11 protein-coding genes, 2 pseudogenes and 1 riboswitch are annotated in these 19,145 nt (G+C 55.1%); of the genes and pseudogenes, 3 read left to right on the forward strand and 10 right to left on the reverse strand.

From position 1 onward, the window contains the following. Positions 1–3: 3 nt before the first annotated feature. A complete protein-coding gene (locus NHH73_22610; protein USX25365.1) occupies positions 4–2,142 on the reverse strand; it encodes a TonB-dependent siderophore receptor in 2,139 nt (712 codons plus the stop codon). A 176-nt stretch (positions 2,143–2,318) separates the two neighbouring features. Further along, positions 2,319–2,541: riboswitch (cobalamin riboswitch) on the reverse strand. Positions 2,542–2,780: 239 nt separating this feature from the next. Here NHH73_22610 and NHH73_22615 point away from each other — a divergent pair. Both NHH73_22615 and NHH73_22620 read left to right on the forward strand, forming a co-directional pair. Next, on the forward strand, positions 2,781–3,812 hold the full coding sequence (locus NHH73_22615; protein USX25366.1) for a nucleoid-associated protein: 1,032 nt from the start codon (positions 2,781–2,783) through the stop codon (positions 3,810–3,812). Beyond that, a complete protein-coding gene (locus NHH73_22620) occupies positions 3,799–5,325 on the forward strand; it encodes a hypothetical protein (GenBank protein USX25367.1) in 1,527 nt (508 codons plus the stop codon). The genes NHH73_22615 and NHH73_22620 overlap by 14 nt, the downstream gene beginning before the upstream one ends. Positions 5,326–5,679: 354 nt before the next feature. On the opposite strand, the gene NHH73_22625 is transcribed toward NHH73_22620, so the two are convergent. The 8 genes and pseudogenes from NHH73_22625 to NHH73_22660 form a co-directional block, all read right to left on the reverse strand. After that, entirely contained in the window at positions 5,680–6,528 is an 849-nt protein-coding gene (locus NHH73_22625) for a three-Cys-motif partner protein TcmP (GenBank protein USX25368.1), read from the reverse strand. 14 nt (positions 6,529–6,542) lie between these two features. Then, positions 6,543–7,802, reverse strand: coding sequence for a three-Cys-motif partner protein TcmP (locus tag NHH73_22630; GenBank protein USX25369.1), 1,260 nt, complete (start codon positions 7,800–7,802; stop codon positions 6,543–6,545). Positions 7,803–7,828: 26 nt separating this feature from the next. Beyond that, positions 7,829–8,692: a phage Gp37/Gp68 family protein gene (locus tag NHH73_22635; protein USX25370.1), complete on the reverse strand. Its 864-nt coding sequence runs from the start codon at positions 8,690–8,692 to the stop codon at positions 7,829–7,831. A gap of 104 nt (positions 8,693–8,796) precedes the next feature. Further along, a complete protein-coding gene (locus tag NHH73_22640; GenBank protein ID USX25371.1) occupies positions 8,797–10,164 on the reverse strand; it encodes an alpha-ketoglutarate-dependent dioxygenase AlkB in 1,368 nt (455 codons plus the stop codon). A gap of 839 nt (positions 10,165–11,003) precedes the next feature. After that, complete coding sequence (locus NHH73_22645) at positions 11,004–12,119, reverse strand: hypothetical protein (protein USX25372.1); 1,116 nt, start codon at positions 12,117–12,119, stop codon at positions 11,004–11,006. Beyond that, a complete protein-coding gene (locus tag NHH73_22650; GenBank protein ID USX25373.1) occupies positions 12,116–12,949 on the reverse strand; it encodes a hypothetical protein in 834 nt (277 codons plus the stop codon). Before NHH73_22650 ends, NHH73_22645 begins: the two co-directional genes overlap by 4 nt. Before the next feature lie 375 nt (positions 12,950–13,324). Then, a complete protein-coding gene (locus NHH73_22655; GenBank protein ID USX29682.1) occupies positions 13,325–13,843 on the reverse strand; it encodes a GGDEF domain-containing protein in 519 nt (172 codons plus the stop codon). A 276-nt stretch (positions 13,844–14,119) separates the two neighbouring features. Next, positions 14,120–15,829: pseudogene (locus NHH73_22660) on the reverse strand (hypothetical protein). A gap of 804 nt (positions 15,830–16,633) precedes the next feature. Between NHH73_22660 and NHH73_22665 the strand changes: the two are divergent. Continuing rightward, a pseudogene (locus NHH73_22665) lies at positions 16,634–17,550 on the forward strand (IS5 family transposase). Between the two features lie 68 nt (positions 17,551–17,618). On the opposite strand, the gene NHH73_22670 reads toward NHH73_22665, so the two are convergent. After that, entirely contained in the window at positions 17,619–18,080 is a 462-nt protein-coding gene (locus NHH73_22670; protein USX25374.1) for a hypothetical protein, read from the reverse strand. Positions 18,081–19,145 lie beyond the last annotated feature (1,065 nt).

The raw sequence follows: 19,145 nt of genomic DNA on the forward strand, positions 1-19,145 counted from the left end.
CGATCAGAAAGTGGTGCGGGCGGTCAGCTGGACAGTACGCGGTGCACCCAGCAGCCATCGCACGCCTCCGGCGCCTGAGAGCGCATAGTCGCGGTTGGCCAGGTTCTTCACGGCCAGCGTCAACGTCAAGGCCTCGGACTGACGCCATGCCAGCGATGCATCGAGCACGGTGTAGGCGGGCAGGTTCGCCGTATTGGCCACATTCGACTGGCGCATGTCGACATAGCGCGCGCCCATGCCCGCATCCCACTGCGGCAGGAACCGATAGCGGCTCCAGAGGCTTGCGGTGCGTTCCGGCACACCGGCCGGTGTGTTGCCGTCACGCGAGACTGGCTGGCCGTTGACGATCTCTTTAAAATCGTCGTAGCGTGCACGGAGCACAGCTGCATTGGCATCGATCGTCCAGCCTCGCACCGGTTCGGCGGCAAAAGCCACTTCAAGACCGGTGGAGGACTGCTGGCCGATTTGCTGTGCCACCCCTGGATTGTCCGGATCGCGCGACAGCAAATTGCGTTTCTCGATTCGGTAAACAGCGACCGTCCATTCGCCCTTCACTGCCGACAAACCTCCTTTGGCGCCGAATTCCAGTTGCCGCCCACGAGTCAGATCGAAACTGACCGACCCATTCGGCAGCGCGAGCGCGCCGCTTAGCGGATCGGTCGCGGTGCCGAACTGGCCATACAGGGACAGCTCAGCGGTCGGCATCCATATCGTGCCTACACGGCCAGTAACCGGCGCATAGTTCTTGCCCAGTACGATCCTGGTACGCAGGTCCCTATTGTCGAAATCCATCGCGTCGCGACGTAGTCCGACAATCAATTTCCAGTGCGTGGCGACATCGAGCACATTCTCGGCGAAGAAAGCGCGGTTTGCCAGCTCGGCTCGACGGCCAGGCGTGGTCGCAACAGGGCTGATGAAGTTGCCTGGCTCAAAATCTTTCGGATCGATGACGCTGGCGCCGCCGTAGGGTGAATTATTGCTGTGAATGAGACGTGTGCGGTACCACTCGAAACCAATCACTGTCCGGTTCGTGAGACCTGCGATGCGGCCATCGATGACGGCGTCGAAGCGGTTGCCAGCCTGTTCCTGGTCGTGCAGGATTTCCAGGTAGTCGCTGCGATTGACGAGCGTGCCAGTGGCGTTCAGCGTGTACGTCTCAGCGTTGCGCCAGTGGCGGTTGCTGGTGAGATAATAACTTTCATTGCGCAGCAGCATACCTGGCGCTGCACGATACTCAAGTCGCAGTCGTCCGATCCGGTCGTTGTAGCGCACCAATGCATCATCGACGTTAAAGCTAGTGCGGCGCAGGCCAGGGTCCAGCTGCCTGCTGCGCAGCGGCGTTCCAAAGTAGCGCGCGTCGTCGTTGTGACCTGCGTCGAGCGACACCGTCGCCTTCAGGTCCGGGTTGATGCGCCATGCCAGCGCTGCCGAAACGTTCTGGCGCTCGTAGCCGTTGTCGCGACGGTAGCCATTGCTCTTTTCCCCATCCACGTACAAGGAGTAGGCCACACTGTCGCTGGCAGGACCGCTGACGCCGATACCGCTTTGTACGGTATCGAATGAACCGATGCCGAAAAAGGCTTCGCGGCGGCTGCGGTCGAAGCGCGGCTGCCTGGTGACATAGTTAATGGCCGCGCCAATGGCACCGTCGCCGTACAGTACCGATGCAGGGCCGCGCAATACTTCCACCGATGCCAGCGGCCAGGTGGAGAAGGGATAAGTGATGGTGCCGGCTGCAACGACCAGGCGGGTCCCATCAACTAGCTGAGCGACGGAATTATGTCCTCCGAACCCGCGCACGGACAGGCTGGTACCGCCATTGCCAGGCGATGGTGCTTCGCTGATGCCGGGCATTCGGATGGCCACGTCTTGGGCTCGCGTAAGGCTGCGCTCGGCGATATCAGTACTGCCAAGCGCGCTCACGCTCGCAGGCGTTTCGCGTGCCGTCAATCCCAGCCGCGAGCCGGTGCCGTTTCGCTCGTCAAGCGACAGGCCACTGCCAGCCAGGTAACGTGATTCGGTGATCTCCACTGTGGTGAGGGACTGCTCTTGGGCCGCGCTTTCGGCACCAATGGCAAATCCCAGAGCGCCAGCGGCCAAGGCGGTCCTCTGCCAACGGCAGTTCTGCATACGTTTGTTCATTTCTATCTTTCGACGAGGTGACAGACGCTCGCCGGTCCAGGACTGGTCGTGCAGACGCACCAACGGAGACATGTAAGTACGCGCGCGACAAAGCACACGGCACATCCACCGCAAAAAATAATCCCAGGTCTGAAAAAGCTAGAGCGTCCAATAGGCAAGACCACACCCCGGGTCTTTGCACAATGATCGTGACCGGCCGGTCTTCTGGCTCGCCGTCGTCCTCCCCGGTTCCTGCCTTCCCGCCCCATTAATTCAGGCAGTGGCGTTGAACCGGCTCGTCAGGCTTACAGCAGCGGGGGCTGCGCCGGAATGGCGGGGATGAATATCCCGCGCGTCACCGGCTTCCCGTTTCACCCCGCCATCGGTTGATGGCGGGACACCGTTCACTTAAGCGCTGGATTCTACAGGCAACGTTGGGCCTTTGTCACTCATCAAGTGCCGCCGTGAGGCTACACCAGGTATATAGCCCGAGCGAGACCGGCAAGTGTTTAACTGGTGGGTAATGACAAGGAGACTCACCTGCTTCCCGCACAAAGAAAAATTGCCAAGCGGTTACAAAATACGCACTTCTTGAGGCGACTTATCGGCTATATTCTGTGCCTAGAGGATTGTCTGGTCACGCTATTAAGGAGCGAAGCTTGGGTTTTTTCACGGATGACGAATTAGGATCGCTCAAAATTACAAACATGATCCTCCACGTTGTTGGTGGCGGTGAGTTCAATCCGGCGCCGGCCAGGGCGGTGGAGCACGAGCAGTTCTTCCTAGCCCGCATTGGAAACACTGATGCGTCGCCCGTGTACAGCTTTGCGGAGACGTCGCTGACAAAGGCGGAAGTGCAGCGCATGTTTACCAGCGAGATTTCTTTCGAAGACGGTGCGCAAAATTTGGCCCGAGAGTTTTCAAAGCTTCACGTTAAGACCAGCAGTGATGGAGCGCTCTTCATGTTCGAACTGTCGGTCAAGGATAAGAATACAAAACTGTATAGCCTTATCAAGTACGACTATCGCGAAGCCATTGAACAGCCCGATGGGGAACATGGGCTGTTGAGACGCATTGTCCATGCATTTATTGCTGACAAAAAGGCGATACAAAAATCAGCGATCATAAGGGTCAAGGATGGGGTAGCTGAGACCGTCATTTCGACAACCGATAGGATGAAGCAAGCACCGGCCATCGGCGACTACTTCGCGACGTTCCTTGATGCTACAAGGAGCCTTAGCGACGAAGAGCTCAACCAAAAAACCGTTGACCTGGTTCGCAACTTGTTAGGTGAAAACAAGGAGCATCTGCCGAACAAGAATGTCGCGCTGGCGTACGGTATCGCCAAAAACGTTTTGCGCGATCGGCAGGAAATAAATGAAGAAGCGATTATTGATGCTGTCTTGGCAGCTGCGGGGAATCCGCAAGATGAAACTGTACAGTCCCGCCTGCGTACCGTCACCGCGAGGAAGATTCGCGGCGCAAGACTCGATGGACTCGGCTTCAAGCCCAACCCTCGAATCCTCAAGCGCCCTACCATTCGCAAAGTTAGAACTGTAGAGGGCGTCACGATCACCTACCCTGAACAAGACGGGGCAGTTACCGTACTGAGGAAAAAAACCGATCGTGGTGGGGAGACGATTACGATCGAAACAGAGAAGGTGACGGAGGATTCAGTTGTCGGAAATTAAGCTCGCCGCCGTGATTGACAGGCTAGTGGCCGCCGACGAAGCGTTCGTCGCTGAGACGCCCGAGCGCGTCACGTTGTCTCAGCTGAGCCTGCCGTCAGCGAACGAGCTGCGAGCTCTGATTTCGCAGGCCGGCTTAATAGCGCTTGTCTACGATGGCGCCAACGAAGACTGGTCGAGCCTTGATCTTGTGGAGGCGTATGCTCCTTACCGCATAACGTTTGCAAAACCTGCCGTCTCTGCGAGCGAACTACTCGTTCTTACGAACACGGCATTTTCTGCTTTTCTTAGAACCGAAAACCCAGCAGCGGTTTGGCGCATCGCCTTGCTCGGTGCGTCGATCTTCACTGAAGGACGAACATACACGAGCTGGGCTGACAAGGCGTCAGCCCCGCTCGCGGTGAGGAAGAAAAGCCCCCGGTCTCTCGTACGCGAGGCCAGCGGCAATCGAATTGTGCCTCCAACTGTGGCGCCTTGGACATTGGTTGACTCAAGTTTCGTCCCCCAATCAGCAGCAGCGGTCCTATGGGCAAACGCCAGCATTGCAGCATGCATGCGCTCCTTGGCGGACGATATTGATAGTGAAAGCGGCGAACTGAAGTTCAAAGGTCCGCCACGCCTTACATTTAAACTACACGATCAGCCGAACAAATACTTCGACGAACTCGGGTCTGACGGCTTCGCAGCCTTGCACCTCGCGACAGCTTGGGTTTTTGAGAACGAACGTGAAGCGGAGGTTCGCCATATACTTTTTGCCTGCGAAATTGCGCGGTCAAATGGCGCAGGCGATAGCGAGTTGCTTCTGTTCGGTAGGAATATCATGCCCGCACTCGATGGTGCCAAAATCGCCTACCAAATGTCGATTTCCGAGGTGGGAAAGGACACGCTAAAAAGCCTAGCGGACCTCCGAAAATCCGTAACAGAAGATACCTCGAAGGTCACAGAAGGTACAAGGCAAGTCGCAGCGGCTGTTGCGGGAGCGCTAGCGCTAGGATTTGGTCTCATCGCCGCTCGTCTCTCGACATCTACACCACGCTGGCTTCTCATAACTGTCATGGTCATCGTCGTGTTGTACGTTACAGCGATAATTTTTTCAGGATACGACTTCATACGTCTACAACGAAACATCAGACGGCAGTGGCAGTCTCGCTTGTATCGGTTTTTACCGCCAGAAGAGTACAAGTCGATGGTTGCGACCCCGACCGCGCACGCGGAGAGGACATTTAAAATAACAGCATGCGTTGGCGGGGTTGCAGTGGCATTGCTGGCTGTAGCAATCTTTTGCGATTGGGCCGCTGCCGCCTCTGCAACGGCGTCAACTGATGCGAATACCGAGGCGCCTGTCGAAGCTGGGGGAAAGGCAAAGGTTCAGGTTCCAGCTGCGGCAAATGCCCACACTTCGCTGCCGATATCTACCGGTGCGGCGAAACAGGAACTTGAAAAACAGGCTTCTTCTGCTGCCGCGCAAGAAGGCAAGGAAAAGGCACAGACTGTCCCCTCCACTGCCAAACCCTAGCGTTCGTCACCGACTAACATGCTCAAGCAAATCAAAATTTTTCGCTGGTGCTGCGCGAGCGCGCACTTCGTTTAACGTAGGAGCTAATTTTCATGATATCAATTTCAACTTGGCGATTCACCCGAAACCATCGTACACCTGCCGGCTTCTTAAACGCAAACCGGCCGAGTACGAATGCGCTGTCCGTGCTTTACCGCTGGCAAACCCTCGCAAAAAACAGATCTTTCGAAGTGACGGTCGACGAGGATGACAAACTAGAGGCAACCCTTTGTTGTAGCACCGACGACATGGCGGCAGGAAGCCAAATAGACGCGATGTGCTTAGAGCTAGGCGTTGTACGCGGGCCGGTCTCCGCTAGCCAAAGTTAAACTCGCGATTCTTCCCTTGTGCGACATCGCCCCAGATGCGATTAGGGAGCGGATGTCGACTAAAGAATACCAAGTGGTAAAGAGGGCGATTTGCATTGTCGCGGACTAGCGGCATTCTTTGACTAATTGTGAACCCGAGCGCCGCGACTAGCCCGCACCAGTAGTCGAAGAACGCCTCATCAGCGTGGCCGCTGACAAACGTGGCAGGATCTATATGATCGCGCCAGCCAGGGGCCGTCCGGTCGAAACGAGCCCGCTCCGGATTGAACTCCATGAGAACATTCCGGCGCAAATCCATCGTACTGAAATGAACCGCGAAGTCCACATACTGCAATTTAGCGAGCTTTTCTATCACACCAAAATCCAAGTATTGCAAGTTATATGGGTCAAGGTACGCAAGACACAGGGCACCACTGGGGACAGCTTTTAGGACATCATCGACTGTTTCATCTGCCGGTCCTGTCAAAGCTTCGACTGGCGCACCAAAATATCGCAACCTAGCCTCACATGCTCTCGCGCGCTCCGCATCCAAATCACCAACTAAGCAAGAAGTGAAATCCGCCCTACCCAACCGAGAGTGCTGCCAAGCGATGAGCGAGCCGCCGTGGCGACTAATGCTCTCGCCCTTAACCTGAATACGGCCGGGGCCGCAGAAAAGGTCAACAAACACCCTGCTATTGAACTTCTTGCGAGCCTCTCGCGTTCCCTCGATATACTTGGCTAGGAATGTGTGCTTCTGAGACGGAACCCAATCGCCGACGCCGTCACCATTTCTGCCTCGCTCAATAGAGAGCAATGGGAACGGATCATTGTCGTAAGATAAAGTGAATGTCATATAGCCTTTAAATGCTAGAACAACTTGACCTGACCGGAGCGCTCAATAAGGTCGCTATCGCCCATGTAGCGTGAATGCCTTTGGCGTTTTCCCTTTTGAGTCGTTATGATGATTTCCTTCTCTGCGGCGAGCATGGCCAGTGCATCGTGGTACATCTCAGCTGTAGCTGGGGAGGTATTGCATGTCGAAGAGAATAGCTCTGCGATCGTCAGAGGGCCAGGCCTAGCCACAATGTTCTCGGCTAGTTGCTCTACAAGCGAAATCTTGGTCGCGGCCCTTGCGACATCGTCGAATTGGAACCCACCATCGAATTCCTGTCTGAAGCCCATCGTCTGCGGAGACAACATATCCAATCCAGCGCCACCGTAATGCACAAAGTGATTTTGGAACTTCCAATGGACTTGCTTCATCACATCCTGAGCTCTGTGGTGCTGAGCCAAATGCACAAGCCAATATTCACCATGTCCGTTTCCTTGTCCCCGAATAAAAAACGGGGTAAAGAATTTAGCTCCGCAATTCTTCACGAGTGCTTGGTACAGGGCCCCCTGGATAAATCGACGCCAGTCTGCATCGTTCGCTTTTATATCCTCTACAGACTGCCCCCTAAGCGCGGTACGAATATCGATCGCCAACGCCTTGCTTACGTGATCAGTAAACTCGTCGTTCGTATAGGTGGCAAATGACGAAACATGAAAGGTCAGAACGACCTCACTATTTGGCAGGCCCGTAAAAATCTCTTTGATCAGCGGCGCGGGCACCTCCATATAACCATACTGATCCAGAAAGAATAGCGCTCGATACGCTTTGGGTGTATGGCGCGAAACACTGGCGATCGTCGCTGAGGCAGCCACACCAAACTCTTCGCAAATCAAGTGAATGCTCTTCCCGATCTGTGCGCCGTATCCCTCTTCACCTAATACCTTCGACAGATGATTGATGGCGTGCTTGTCTTTATCGATGAAGATGTACTGCACATCCAATTTCAGCTTCTTCGTCCGGTCGCGATTGATGGCAAATTCGGCCTCCTCCACCGCCTTAATCATCCTTATTGGAGAACCCCACGCCATTTCCGATGTTCCGCGAATCCGGTAGAGCCCGCCACCACAAAAGCCGTCAACCAACGTCAGACGGAATCGATCCATCGCCCTAGACTTCAATGTCCGCTGCTCAAAATACCGAATCAAATAACCCACAAGGACCTCATGCTTAGTGAGGCTATGAGCATCTAGCTCTGCCGGGCCATTTCTCCAGTCGTAATGCTTCCCCTGCGCCAAGTGAAGTCCTTTAAGGTGGCTACTCGTTATTTACTCTTCTGAACCTTCGGAAATTGATCCCAGTGTTTGCCGGAAAGGACTCGTCCGGCCTTTCCTTTGCCCACGGCAGCAAGCTTAATTTCCTTGTCGTCATGGCGAACAATGTGGATTACAGTCCTCTTCGTCATGGAGTCTGCCGCATGCTCCACTGGCGCCCAATGGCCCCACTGCTTGAAGTGAAATGCCACCTTTGCGGCGCCACACTGCTTGCGTAATGCATCAGGCCACTGCGGCTCCATTGGCCGAGCCCCATGCCCAGACTCTCCTCCAGCGATCACCCAATCCACCCGGATCCCGCTTTCATTCCGCTCCAAAAAGGGAGAAATATCGACTGGTCCCAACAGGGGTTCACATGACAGAAATCGTACAGCAGGCGTTGCAAAAGCCAGCAAATGACGAATTCGCTTATCAGCCTCTGCCTGGTTTTCCACCGTAGTACCCAGCCAAACATTCGCAGGAAAATCGTACCCTTTAGGCAATTGCTTCCTAACGAGGTGAATGCGCTTAGTGAGCAGCAGCCAATCAAGATGAGGAGTCTTCGAAATCAATTCTAACAGGCGTAATCGATGAGGAACCAAGTCAGGGCGATTTTCAAAAACATCCGCCATCGAAGCACAAAATACACGCTTACGAACGCCCTCCGCTGCTGCTTCTGCGTCCCACTTCAACGGCTCCTTCCAATGCGCATCAGAAAAAAACCGGCGTTCAGATTTTGGCCCCCACACGTCCGCACCTAATCGCTTGGCCCATGTCTCTGCATAGCAATGATCGCAGGCAGCGGACACCCGGATGCACCCCCACCAGGGATTAAATGTGTGGTGCGTCCATTCAATTGCAGCGTCTTTCCCCATTACTATGTTCTTCAGTTAGTCCCGGCAAGAAGCTCTGAGAAGCTGCGCGCCGAAGGTTGCGTATTAAATTTCTTATCTATCATGCATGAAGCGTTGGAAGGATTTCAGGTCGAGACTTTTCGGAAGGTCACTGAGACTCGCCTACCCCGAATAACGCCGGCATCAGCTCGCTTCTTAGCAATTTCATGACTCCATTTGCTACGAGCCTCTCCTGCTAGAATCACAGCGCTACCACGAGGCAACATCTGTCGGTACTTCTGTTCCTCACCTTTCAACTTCCGGCTGAACACCATCTCCCACGTCTCGCGAAGGCTTATCGTCACGACAGGACCGCTGAAACAAGAAGGGCAATCAATGTGTTTAGAAATGCCTTGCCCCCCAGTGTACTCATTCACAATTACTTGGTCAGGCACTTCTGGAACCAAACCTTCCTCGTACAGGCGTTGCGCGATCACCTGAGCCCAACTTGGCAGCGGCCCCATATACGCACTAGGGTCCACACGGCGGGCTTTGTAATCGTAACGCCACCCGTAATGCTGAACGCGCCGAGCCATACTTGCATCCCATAGATTTGAGTCGATTACCTCCAAAAGCGCAAACTCCTCATCTGGCTCCAAGAAGGCGGGAATAATCGTCAACCCAGAAGGCGGGTCTAGCGCAGGCACCGAGTTCTCTTCAGTCAAACTCGATGAAGACCGACGGACGCTTTCGGTTGCCAGAAACGAGGTTTGCGGATGCTCTTCTTCACCTCGTACGCTTTCGCTCTGCTTCTGAGCCGGCCTCGGTAACTTAAAGGGAATCGAAGCAACTGTCAGCCAAGAGCGGAATCCATCAACGTCCAATTTCGAGCTTACAGCCCCTGAAGGAACAGTGATTTCAACAAACCCTTCAACGCTTAAAGCTGCCTGTTTTGCGGCTGCCTTAATTTTTCCTTCACCCGAGTACTTGTAAATACCAGACGGCAGGGTCAACGTTTGCTGCACAAGATGCGGGCAAACCTCACGCGCCAATGCTGTCGCAGCAGCCCGTATTCCAGAGGCCAAAAGGTCGTTTTCATACCATAAACCCCGTTGGCTCATCCGGCGCGACCACAGACTTTCCTTGCCGATGTTGATTTGGGCATGTTCATCGACTGGCTTCCAAGATACTTTGTCTTTGCACAATTTCCCCCAAAAATCGATGCCATCCGGCCTTGCGAGCTTCCAAGTCCGCAAGGACAAATGACGCCTTTCCGTGTCGCTTCCACGGAGCAAACCCGGCAGGCGGCTATATCCTGCAACGTAGCCAGTCAGAATAGCGCCAGTCCACCACGCTCCGGGCGGAATAGCTCGCCAATCTTCTTTCCATTTCATGTAGCGTTCTGGGTCAGGCCGTAATAGCACAAGCTGAAACACCAGTGCCACAATATTTTCATGAATACCGAGGTCTTGAATTGTTCCCCGATCCTGAAGCAGTAGCATTGTCGCATCCATGAGACTATCGATGAGGGCATCGTCCTCGCCTAGTTCCCTGGCACGCAAACATACATTCTCCAAAATTCGCTGCGCCCTCCAGTCATCGTAGATGTTCGGACTCGACAGCTCATCAACTATGGCCCCCCAGAGCGGAGAGGCACCTCGTGTGCAATCTTCTGACCATAGTGCTGCACGCAGCCATGGGGCCTGCGCGAACTTCGTCGCATCACTTCGCTTACCCCCGGAAAGCGACTCACATAGGATTTGCAGCCAAGGTCCAATTGTGGGAACCGTTCCAAGTGCCATGGCCGCAGCCCCTCTCAAGTAATCCCAATTTAGTGGGTGAGCAATTTTCGAGGCCTGCTCGCACGGTGGACACTCTTCAACCTTGGCCACCATCTTCACTTCGACGGGCTGCGGGGGTACCTCCATGTCAGAAAATCTCCGCACCATCCCCAAGAGGTGCAATCGAAACTCACTTGACTCTACGCTAAAGTACTTCGCGGCAAACAGAGGAAGCGGACCCGGCCAACGGAGAATCCTATCTGCATCAGAGAGCCGAGAAAGCGCCTTAGGGCTCCAGTAGGACCCTTGCCAAACCATGACTTCAGCTTGCGGCAACTTAGCTACATCAAACCAAACAACAACGACTTTCAACTCTGAATTAGGTGGCCGCTCAACGCAGTCAATGCCTGCGCGCACCCATCCTTCAGAGTTCGGAAATATCCAATCCTCAACTAACGAATTCAAAAATGTATGGTGGTCCAAACCAACAGCAAGAACGTTCGTGTCGCGTCGCGTAGCGCCGGAATCGTTCGGTTCGCTGAGTAGCTCTAGTTGGCTCGGGGATTGATCATTCATCTTGTGAGAATAGGGGGTTGGGGAAGTGAGTTTAGTTGCTGCTTGTTAAGTTCCTGGGGGCCATTGACGAGCACTAGCGTATCGCGAGCCCGTGCGCAAAGCATGTACATCCTGCGGCGCTTGATTGGCGTGTTAGCAGGAAGAGAGCGATCTAGGTCCTGCAAGAACATAGTATCAAATTCTAACCCAATAGCAGACTCGCCGGAAAGAACAGTTACCCCCTCATCCCGCATCTGTATGCCAAACTCATCACCTTTACCCCGTTTCTTTGTGTACCAATCGACTCGGTATCCCTTTAATCTTTTCGTTAATAGCTGAGTCATAGATTCAACGTCTTCAATAGCAAAACAAATTACACCTACAGACTCTCGCCGATTAACAAACCTATTCGCCACAGCATCTGCGAAAGAGTTCCAGCTATCAAGCGTCAAGACATAGGGAACATCTCCAGCTAGACGGCTTGGCATAGCTTGGGGAACAATCCTGTCAACGTGAAAATGCCCAACAACCTTCGCAATATTGGCGGTATTACGATGATTATGCAGGAGGACAAACACGTTAGGAAATCCCAACTTCGAAATTTCCCCTACGCTGGCACCATCACTCATAGTCGTTTGATGCTCATCTGCAAAAATCGATATTTTTTTTGATCCAAATCTCATAGCCCATTCAAAAAATTTTAAGGGCAAATTTTGACCTTCATCAATAATTAAGTGATCTAACGAAGGCGCGACGTTTGCGCCTTCATAATTCGCAATTATTGTATTCCAATCCCAGGAATATCCACCGCCGTAGGGAAGTGTTGGGACGTCACATCCGAAGCGGTTGCGGTAATCTGTGGAAACAAACCGATGCATCGTGTTCGTTTCGAGTTTTTTACTTTGCTCTTTCCCTAAGTGACTAGCAATTGCAGTAAGCAATCGCCCTCTAGTTATTAAAATAACTTTTAAATTGTGCTCTTCTGACGTTAAAGTTAGCGCTCGCCAGATTGCCATAGAAGTTTTGCCAGATCCAGGCGGACCCGAAACAAGCATCGACTCATATGGAGAATGCTCATACACTGCGAGCTGATCTTTCTCTTTTATAACATCTCTAAATCGGGGAAGTCTCATATTTGAAATTGCGAACTTGAAATTTTTGAAATAACCGGCCTGACGAACAACGCGTAATGAATTTTTCGCGGCTTGTCGGTATCGATGAAATTCTCTACGCAGTCGGCCTCAATTGTAAAACCCTCACTAATCATCTTGTCTCTAAAAGCGGGGAAATTAGCACCAGCTGCCTCTCGAGTCGTGTTGGTATAAAAGACGAAAACCGGCCCCCATCCAATCTTCTTACAAGCCTCAATAATCTCATCTGCCAAAGCATTGACGTCAATAGTCGCACTAGCGAAGAGATACGAAAGGATAACAACAATGATTTTGTTAGGTGGTTGCTTCGCAAATTGCACATCATTGAGGCTTTCATGAAACGAAATCCATGTCTCAGGATGCGTCTCATTCACCTCACGAACTTTTGTCGCAAACATAGAGCCAACGTCTCGCATGGATTTACATCGGTCTATACCATGATAAATAAACGACTCTTGAGGACCAACGATGTTAGCCAAAGCAAGCCCCGCAGTAAATGGCCCGCAGCCGATATCTAAGACCGTAATGCCTGCCATATCGGCAGGTCCACTCACCAACTGATTGAAAGCATGAATTAATTCGTCAACGTGCGCTTTCTGATTAAAATAGGCATAAAGCATTGCACGATCCCTAGGCTTAAGATTGTCTACTTCTTCATCGAAATCAGCCTGTCCTCCGCCGATACCAATCCGAAAATTCCAATCTGGGCTGTGCCCAAAAATCTCGTTATTCTTTGTCCTGGGATCCTCGCGCAACGGCGTAACAATCTCGTCGCGCCTGAACTTTTCGAGCCAATCTTTTCTTTGATACACAGTCTCTCCTCGCAAATATGAAAATTTCGACAGCTACTCAAGAATTAGCCGCCCGCCTATTTCTGTTGCCCATCATCTAGGGATGATGTTGCACTGTAAATTCGCTGAAAATCTATCGAAATGTCACGGATGAAGAATTTTTTATTGCAAAAATGACGACTCCAACCAAAAAAAGTCACGTTATCGCCCCCCTGAAACACAACAAGCATGTATCAGAAAATGTTCAAGCGTTCGCACAGGCTCTGCACTGATTAAAGTACATATTGGGTGTCGCGCTTTGCAGTCACCGAATCAAGGCACTGAGAGAGAGAAGCAGGGACAGCTAGAGTAAGACTTTTGAAATTACGGGGGCATACAAATGAAACTTGGAGAACCTTAAAGAGGCAGGTCAGCCTTGCGCGGTACGCCTTCCATGCGCCAAGTATTGCGTCCGGCCGACTTAGCCTGGTACAGCGCCAAGTCGGCCGCCTTGTACAGCGAGTCGACATCCTGCTGATTGAAGAAGGCGGCGCCGCCGACGCTTGCGCTCACGCGCATCGCAACGTCATGGTGCATGATCGGCCGCGCCATGTCGTCGACGATGCGTTGGGAAATCACCCCGCCGACGTTCGTGTCGCCAAAGGGTGCTAACAGAACCGCGAATTCGTCGCCACCCAGGCGCGCTACGCGATCCCCTTCGCGCACGGCGCTACGCAACCGATCGGCGGCCTCGACCAAAAGGGCATCGCCGGCATCGTGGCCGAATGTATCGTTGATCTCCTTGAAGTGGTCCAGGTCGATCAGCAACAAGGTGAACGGCACGCCATCGCGCTGGGCTTGCACCGCCATGCGCCGGATTTCGTCGGTGAACAAGCGGCGGTTGGGCAAGCCGGTGAGCGGGTCACTGTATGCCATGGTTTCAAGGTGCGTCTGGGTGGCGCGCAGTTCGGCAGTACGCGTAGCCACCGTGGCTTCCAGTTCGCGCTTGTGACGGCGCAGCAGCGCGGTACGCGCCTGCACCACTCCCACGACAAAGCCGAGCAAGGCCAGCAGCGCCAGCGCGCGCACCCAGTCCTGCTGGTGCCAGGCGGGCAGCACGCGCACCGGCACGTCGAGCCGCACCGGCGCGGCGCCGTCGGCATCGCCTTTGCGCAACTGAAGCGTGTAGTTACCCGGCGCTAAGTTGGTGTAGCTGACCGGGCGCAGTGCGTTTTCGGTGTCGATCCAGTTGCGATCGAAGCCGGCTAGCCGGTAGCTATAGCGCTGAGGCCTCGGAAAGGCGAAATCGAGCGCGGTGTATTCCAGCGAAAAGCCGCGCTCGCGGTCGTCCGGCGCCAGCGTCAGCGGTGACGGCGCCTTTGCGCCGAGGTTGAAGGGGGCTTCGGGCAGCTTGCGCCCACCGAGCATGATGCCGGTGACCGCCAGCGGCGCGATATCGTGGCGCTGCACCATGCGGGCCGGGCGCACGACGGTGATGCCGGTCAGACCGCCGAATAGGATGTCGCCGTTGGACGCCTGCGCGCGCGAACCGAACCAATAGGTGGGGATGTGCATGCCGTCGGACGCGCCCAGCTTGCGTATCGCCAAGGTGTCCGCCGCGATGCGCGCCAGGCCGTTGTCGGTGCTGAGCCACACGCTCCCGTCGCGCTCGGTCACGAGCGCGTTGACGCCGTTGTCGGGTAGTCCTTCGGATACGCCGAGGCGGCGGAACCAGCGACGTCCGGATGCGTCGGTGCGCTCCAGCATCGCGACGCCTCTGCCGTAGGTGGACAGCCAAAGCCGGCCCTGGCGGTCCAGCGCCAGCGAGGAAATATAGCCCGGCGCGACGCGGGTAGTGTCGCCCGCGTCGGTGGGCAGCAGCTCGACCGCGCCGTTGTCGGCCGGCATGCGCGCCAGGCCGGCGCGGGTGCCGATCCACGCGGAACCATCGTCGAGCGGGAGGATGGCGCTCACGCGCATATCGCCCAGCAGCGTGTCTTCATGTCGAAGCAGCGCTTTGGCGCCGACGCGATCCAGCGACATCACCCACACGCCATCGAGGCCCCCCACCCACAGCGTGCCGTCGCGGTAGGCGAGCGCGCCAACCGGCGCGTCGTCGGCGCGAGTGGGTATGGCGACACGCCGTATACGGCCGCCGTCGCCATCGCTTACGAAAAGCCCTTGCTGGGTGCCCAAGTAGACACTGCCGTCCGGACCGTTCACCATCGACTGCACCCGGCCCTTGGCCAGACCGCCGCCCGTGATATCGGCCCTAGGCAAGATTTCGCCAATCTGGCCGTGCAAGGGATCGACGATTTTGACGGCGCCGCCAATCGTGGCGATCCAAACCCTGCCGTCGGGCCGCACCAGTATTTGGTGGGCGCTCATTTTTATCCCGTCGGTGCCGGTGAAGCGAATGGTCAGGAAGCCTTGCGGGCGCGGGTCGTGCACGCTCATGGCCTGCGAGGTGGCAACGAAGATCTGTCCCGACCGCTCGCGGAACATGGCGACCGCCTCGTCGTCGTACAGACTGTCCGTGGCATCGGACTGATGGCGGATGCGGCGTATCTGTCCATGCGCCGGATCAAATTCGACAATGCCGCCTCCCTCGGTGCCGAACCAGAGAATGCCTGGCAGTTTTTCGACCATCGAGAAGATCTGCTCGCCTTGCACGGCCGGCCGGCGGTGGGCGCCCAGCACTTGGTGCGCGTGCCCTTGGGCATCGATAGCGAAGGCGCCATGGGCACGGGTGCCAATCCAGACGCGCCCGCTGCCGTCCTGGTACAGCGAAGTGATCGCCGGCTCCGCTGTGCCGGGCGCTGTCAGCGCCACGGCTTCCAGCGGCAGCCGCCCGCTGCGGCGCTGGTACAGGCCCTGCCGGGTGCCGATCCAAAGCGTTCCGGCACGGTCGCGCAACAGCATCGAGATGCCGCCTTTCAGCAGGACAGTGCCGGCAATTTGCGGCGCGCCGCTGGCGGCGGCATACACGCGGCCATCCGCGCCGACGCGTTCCAGCCCGCGCGCCGTGCCGACCCATATGCCGCCGCTTCCGTCATCGGCCAGCGCCGTTGCGCGGGCGTGGCTCAATCCTCCGGCGCCTACGCCAATCGTCACAAAAGCATCGCGCGCGGCATCGTAGCGGGCCAACCCGCCGCTGCTGGTGCCGACCCATAGACGCCCGTCGCGGTCCACCAGCAGCGAAAGGATGTAGCTGTCGGGCAGGGAACCCGGGACACTGGCATCGCTGACGTAACGGCGCATGCGCACGCCGTCCCATCGCACCAGGCCGTTTTGGGTGCCCAACCAAATGAAGCCGGTCCGGTCTTGCGCGAACACTGTGCCAAAGCTGAACGCTGTCTCGGTCTGGTGGCGGAACGCGGTATGGGCCATGCCTGACCAAGGTTCGGCGGCATTCTCGGCACGGGTTGCTGGCGCGCAGAGCGCCAAAGCCAGCAGCGCGAGGTGGGCGAGGACGATGCAGGCGTTACGAAGGAACGTCATCATAAGTCGCAATTGTCGACAGGAATACCTACTATATACTTGGAGGTTGGAAACATCTAGTGCGACGCTGGGCCGATCGAGGGAGCCGGTGAGCTGTTGTGACATTTCAACACTTCAGATCGTCCCCGCTCCGATGGTAAATGTATGGTTTCGTTGCACAAATGCCCGAGTCGTCCCTAAATCGAGGCGCTGGCGGACTCTAGATGGGTTCACCGAGAAACCGAAATATCGAAGACGAATTGGAAGTAGCTTCACGCGGCGCGAATGGGGTGTGATTCGCTGCTAATCTGGCTGGACCAGGGCTTCTGCTGGGAAGGCGCTGCCATTACAGGCGTAAGCTCAGCCACCAATATAGGTAGGCGGCGATCCAATCTTGCCGGACCATCAAGGCTCTATTGAACTTGGCTTTGTGGGATGAGATGGCAGGATGCAAAGCTTGCTGAAGCTCGCTGGCCTCGATTGCGAAGTTCCGGACGAAGCACAGTGAGGTGCCGAAATAAGCATTTCGTCGTTCCGATTACAGCCAACCCAACGACTAGTAAATGCGTTTACTAGTCGACAGGACCGGTGTCAAAATGTGGGCGATTGGGCGTGGAAAACGCAGCATGTTACCGACTTCCGCCGTCAGTGGCGTAAGGTGCACCATAGTATCGACGCCATGATCCCGGATCAGGCTATTGAAGTTACGGACAACACCACCGGCGATTCGCACATGCTGCAGTGCCTGCTCGACAAGGTTGACTTAAGCCAAGCCATCGCTGGGTGAAAGGCGATGGTGCCGACGACAACAAAGCCTGCCGTGAGGCGAGCGCCTTTCGCGCACACGCCAGCGTCCCAAGGCGTAAAAACGGCAAAACCCGAATTGACTGCCGACCTAGGGCTGAAGAGAGCAACGCGATACTGCACCTCATACGGCGCTCTGGTCGCAAGGTATGGAGGAAGTGAACCGACTACCATCGGTGCAGCCTGGCGGAAATCCAAATGGCTGCTTAACGCTACTAGGAGAACGACTGATGGCACGCTAGTTTGACAGTCAGGACGCCGAGTTGCAGATGCAGGAATCAGGTATCAACGGCTTCACCCAACTCGGCGTGCCGACGACGGAGCCATGGACTAATTACGCTTGGGAAGAGAGGGATTAAGCTCTGAGTTTATTTGTGCAACAAAGGCGATGCCGTGTGAAGCTTTCACAGCAGACTTTTCGTCACCTTTACGCTCCGAGATTTAGACTCGACACAATCAGCGGTCGATATGTCGTGTCGATTTGCGCCGGCGCCAGCTCCACATAACGCTTGGCACGTTCGTATGATTCGCCAGTTAGCTGTGCCAGATGTGCTAGTACTGCGTCTTCTGTCGGCATCACGCCGCGACTATTACGCAATCCGCATGGGAGATTTGTCCAGACAACTCCATCCAAGCCTCGCGTCTTCGCCCATTCGGCGATTTCTGCGTCACAGCACCCGTAAGACTTATCGTCCACCAAATTCCAGCGACCTATGTCCTTTGCCATCCGCGAAGTGATGCCCTCACGATGAGCCAGCGCCAGCATGGCGGCACTCACATCCTCGACTGCCAGAAAGCACCAGTATGACTGCACCGCTTTTACGCCATCACAAAGCACCAGCGTGATACGGCCGTCATTTGATTCTCGCGCAAATTCGATCGGCAACATCGGGCCGTCTGCTCTCCACTCACCTACGACGGGCAGGCTCCTAGGGTCCCAGACGAGCGATCCCCACCCAATGCAAGCTATTCCAATACCCACTCTCCCCCCCCCTTTATTTACATAGACGGCCGCAAGCGGAAATAGGGCCGCCCAAGATGCGACGTTCCTGTGCAATGCGGACGAAATCAGAGTTTCTGTTGCATAGGACAGGCATTGGTAAAGGGGCGCCAATGGAAAAATCTCAGCGAGATGGAGGACACGCGAAACCCTAGAGCCAACTTATTGAGTCTATCCGCTTAGGCTAGAGGGGAGGATTCGCCGCTTTCGCTCTCAATCTGAAACCTGTGAAAGGACTTACTTATCGCGAGAAGCCTGACTTCAAGGTCATCTCCTTCTAACCCTTCGATAGCGAACTCACCCGTGGTACCCAGGGCTTTCACTAAGACGTCGAGAAGATCCAGCGTCGCGTTGGTGGTGCCGCGCTCCATCCTACTCAGGTGCAATATCGAAACGCCACAACGTTCAGAGATCGACTCTTGGCTCCATCCCTTACCTTTTCGAACTTGCCGAATGCGCTCACCAACCTGGCTGCGTAGAGGAGATTCGTAAGGTGCACCTCGAATTTGAACAAGCATAGATTCCAAGGTATCTAAGGTGTAACTTGCGCCCTTCTCTAGAGTCCATAGATATTGCCGGTGCAACCCAACCTGACGAGCGAATTCTGCAAGGGACAAGCCTTTGTGTGCTCGCCACTCTCGGATCACTATCGCATAACGTAGACGAAGGGGTATTTGTAAACAGGTTCTCTCGCTCATGCGCGAGAGGGTCACTCAAAAAATTGAAAAGCACCATATCCTAAAACATGACATACTATTTCATGACATACTATTTCTTTACAACAGAAGGGCTCTAGGCGTACACTTCGCGCACGTCGTAAATTTTTTCACCCGGACTTCCTCGCCACCGCCGCCCCCTTTCAACTTCCAATCAGGATTTGAAAATGGCGGCGTTGAGAGTGGCCTCTGACGAACATGCTTAACACACGAATTACTTACTCCGCTAGCGGCGCAC

It is taken from the genome of Oxalobacteraceae bacterium OTU3CINTB1, from assembly GCA_024123955.1.
In the GTDB taxonomy this organism is placed as follows: Bacteria; Pseudomonadota; Gammaproteobacteria; order Burkholderiales; family Burkholderiaceae_D; genus Rugamonas.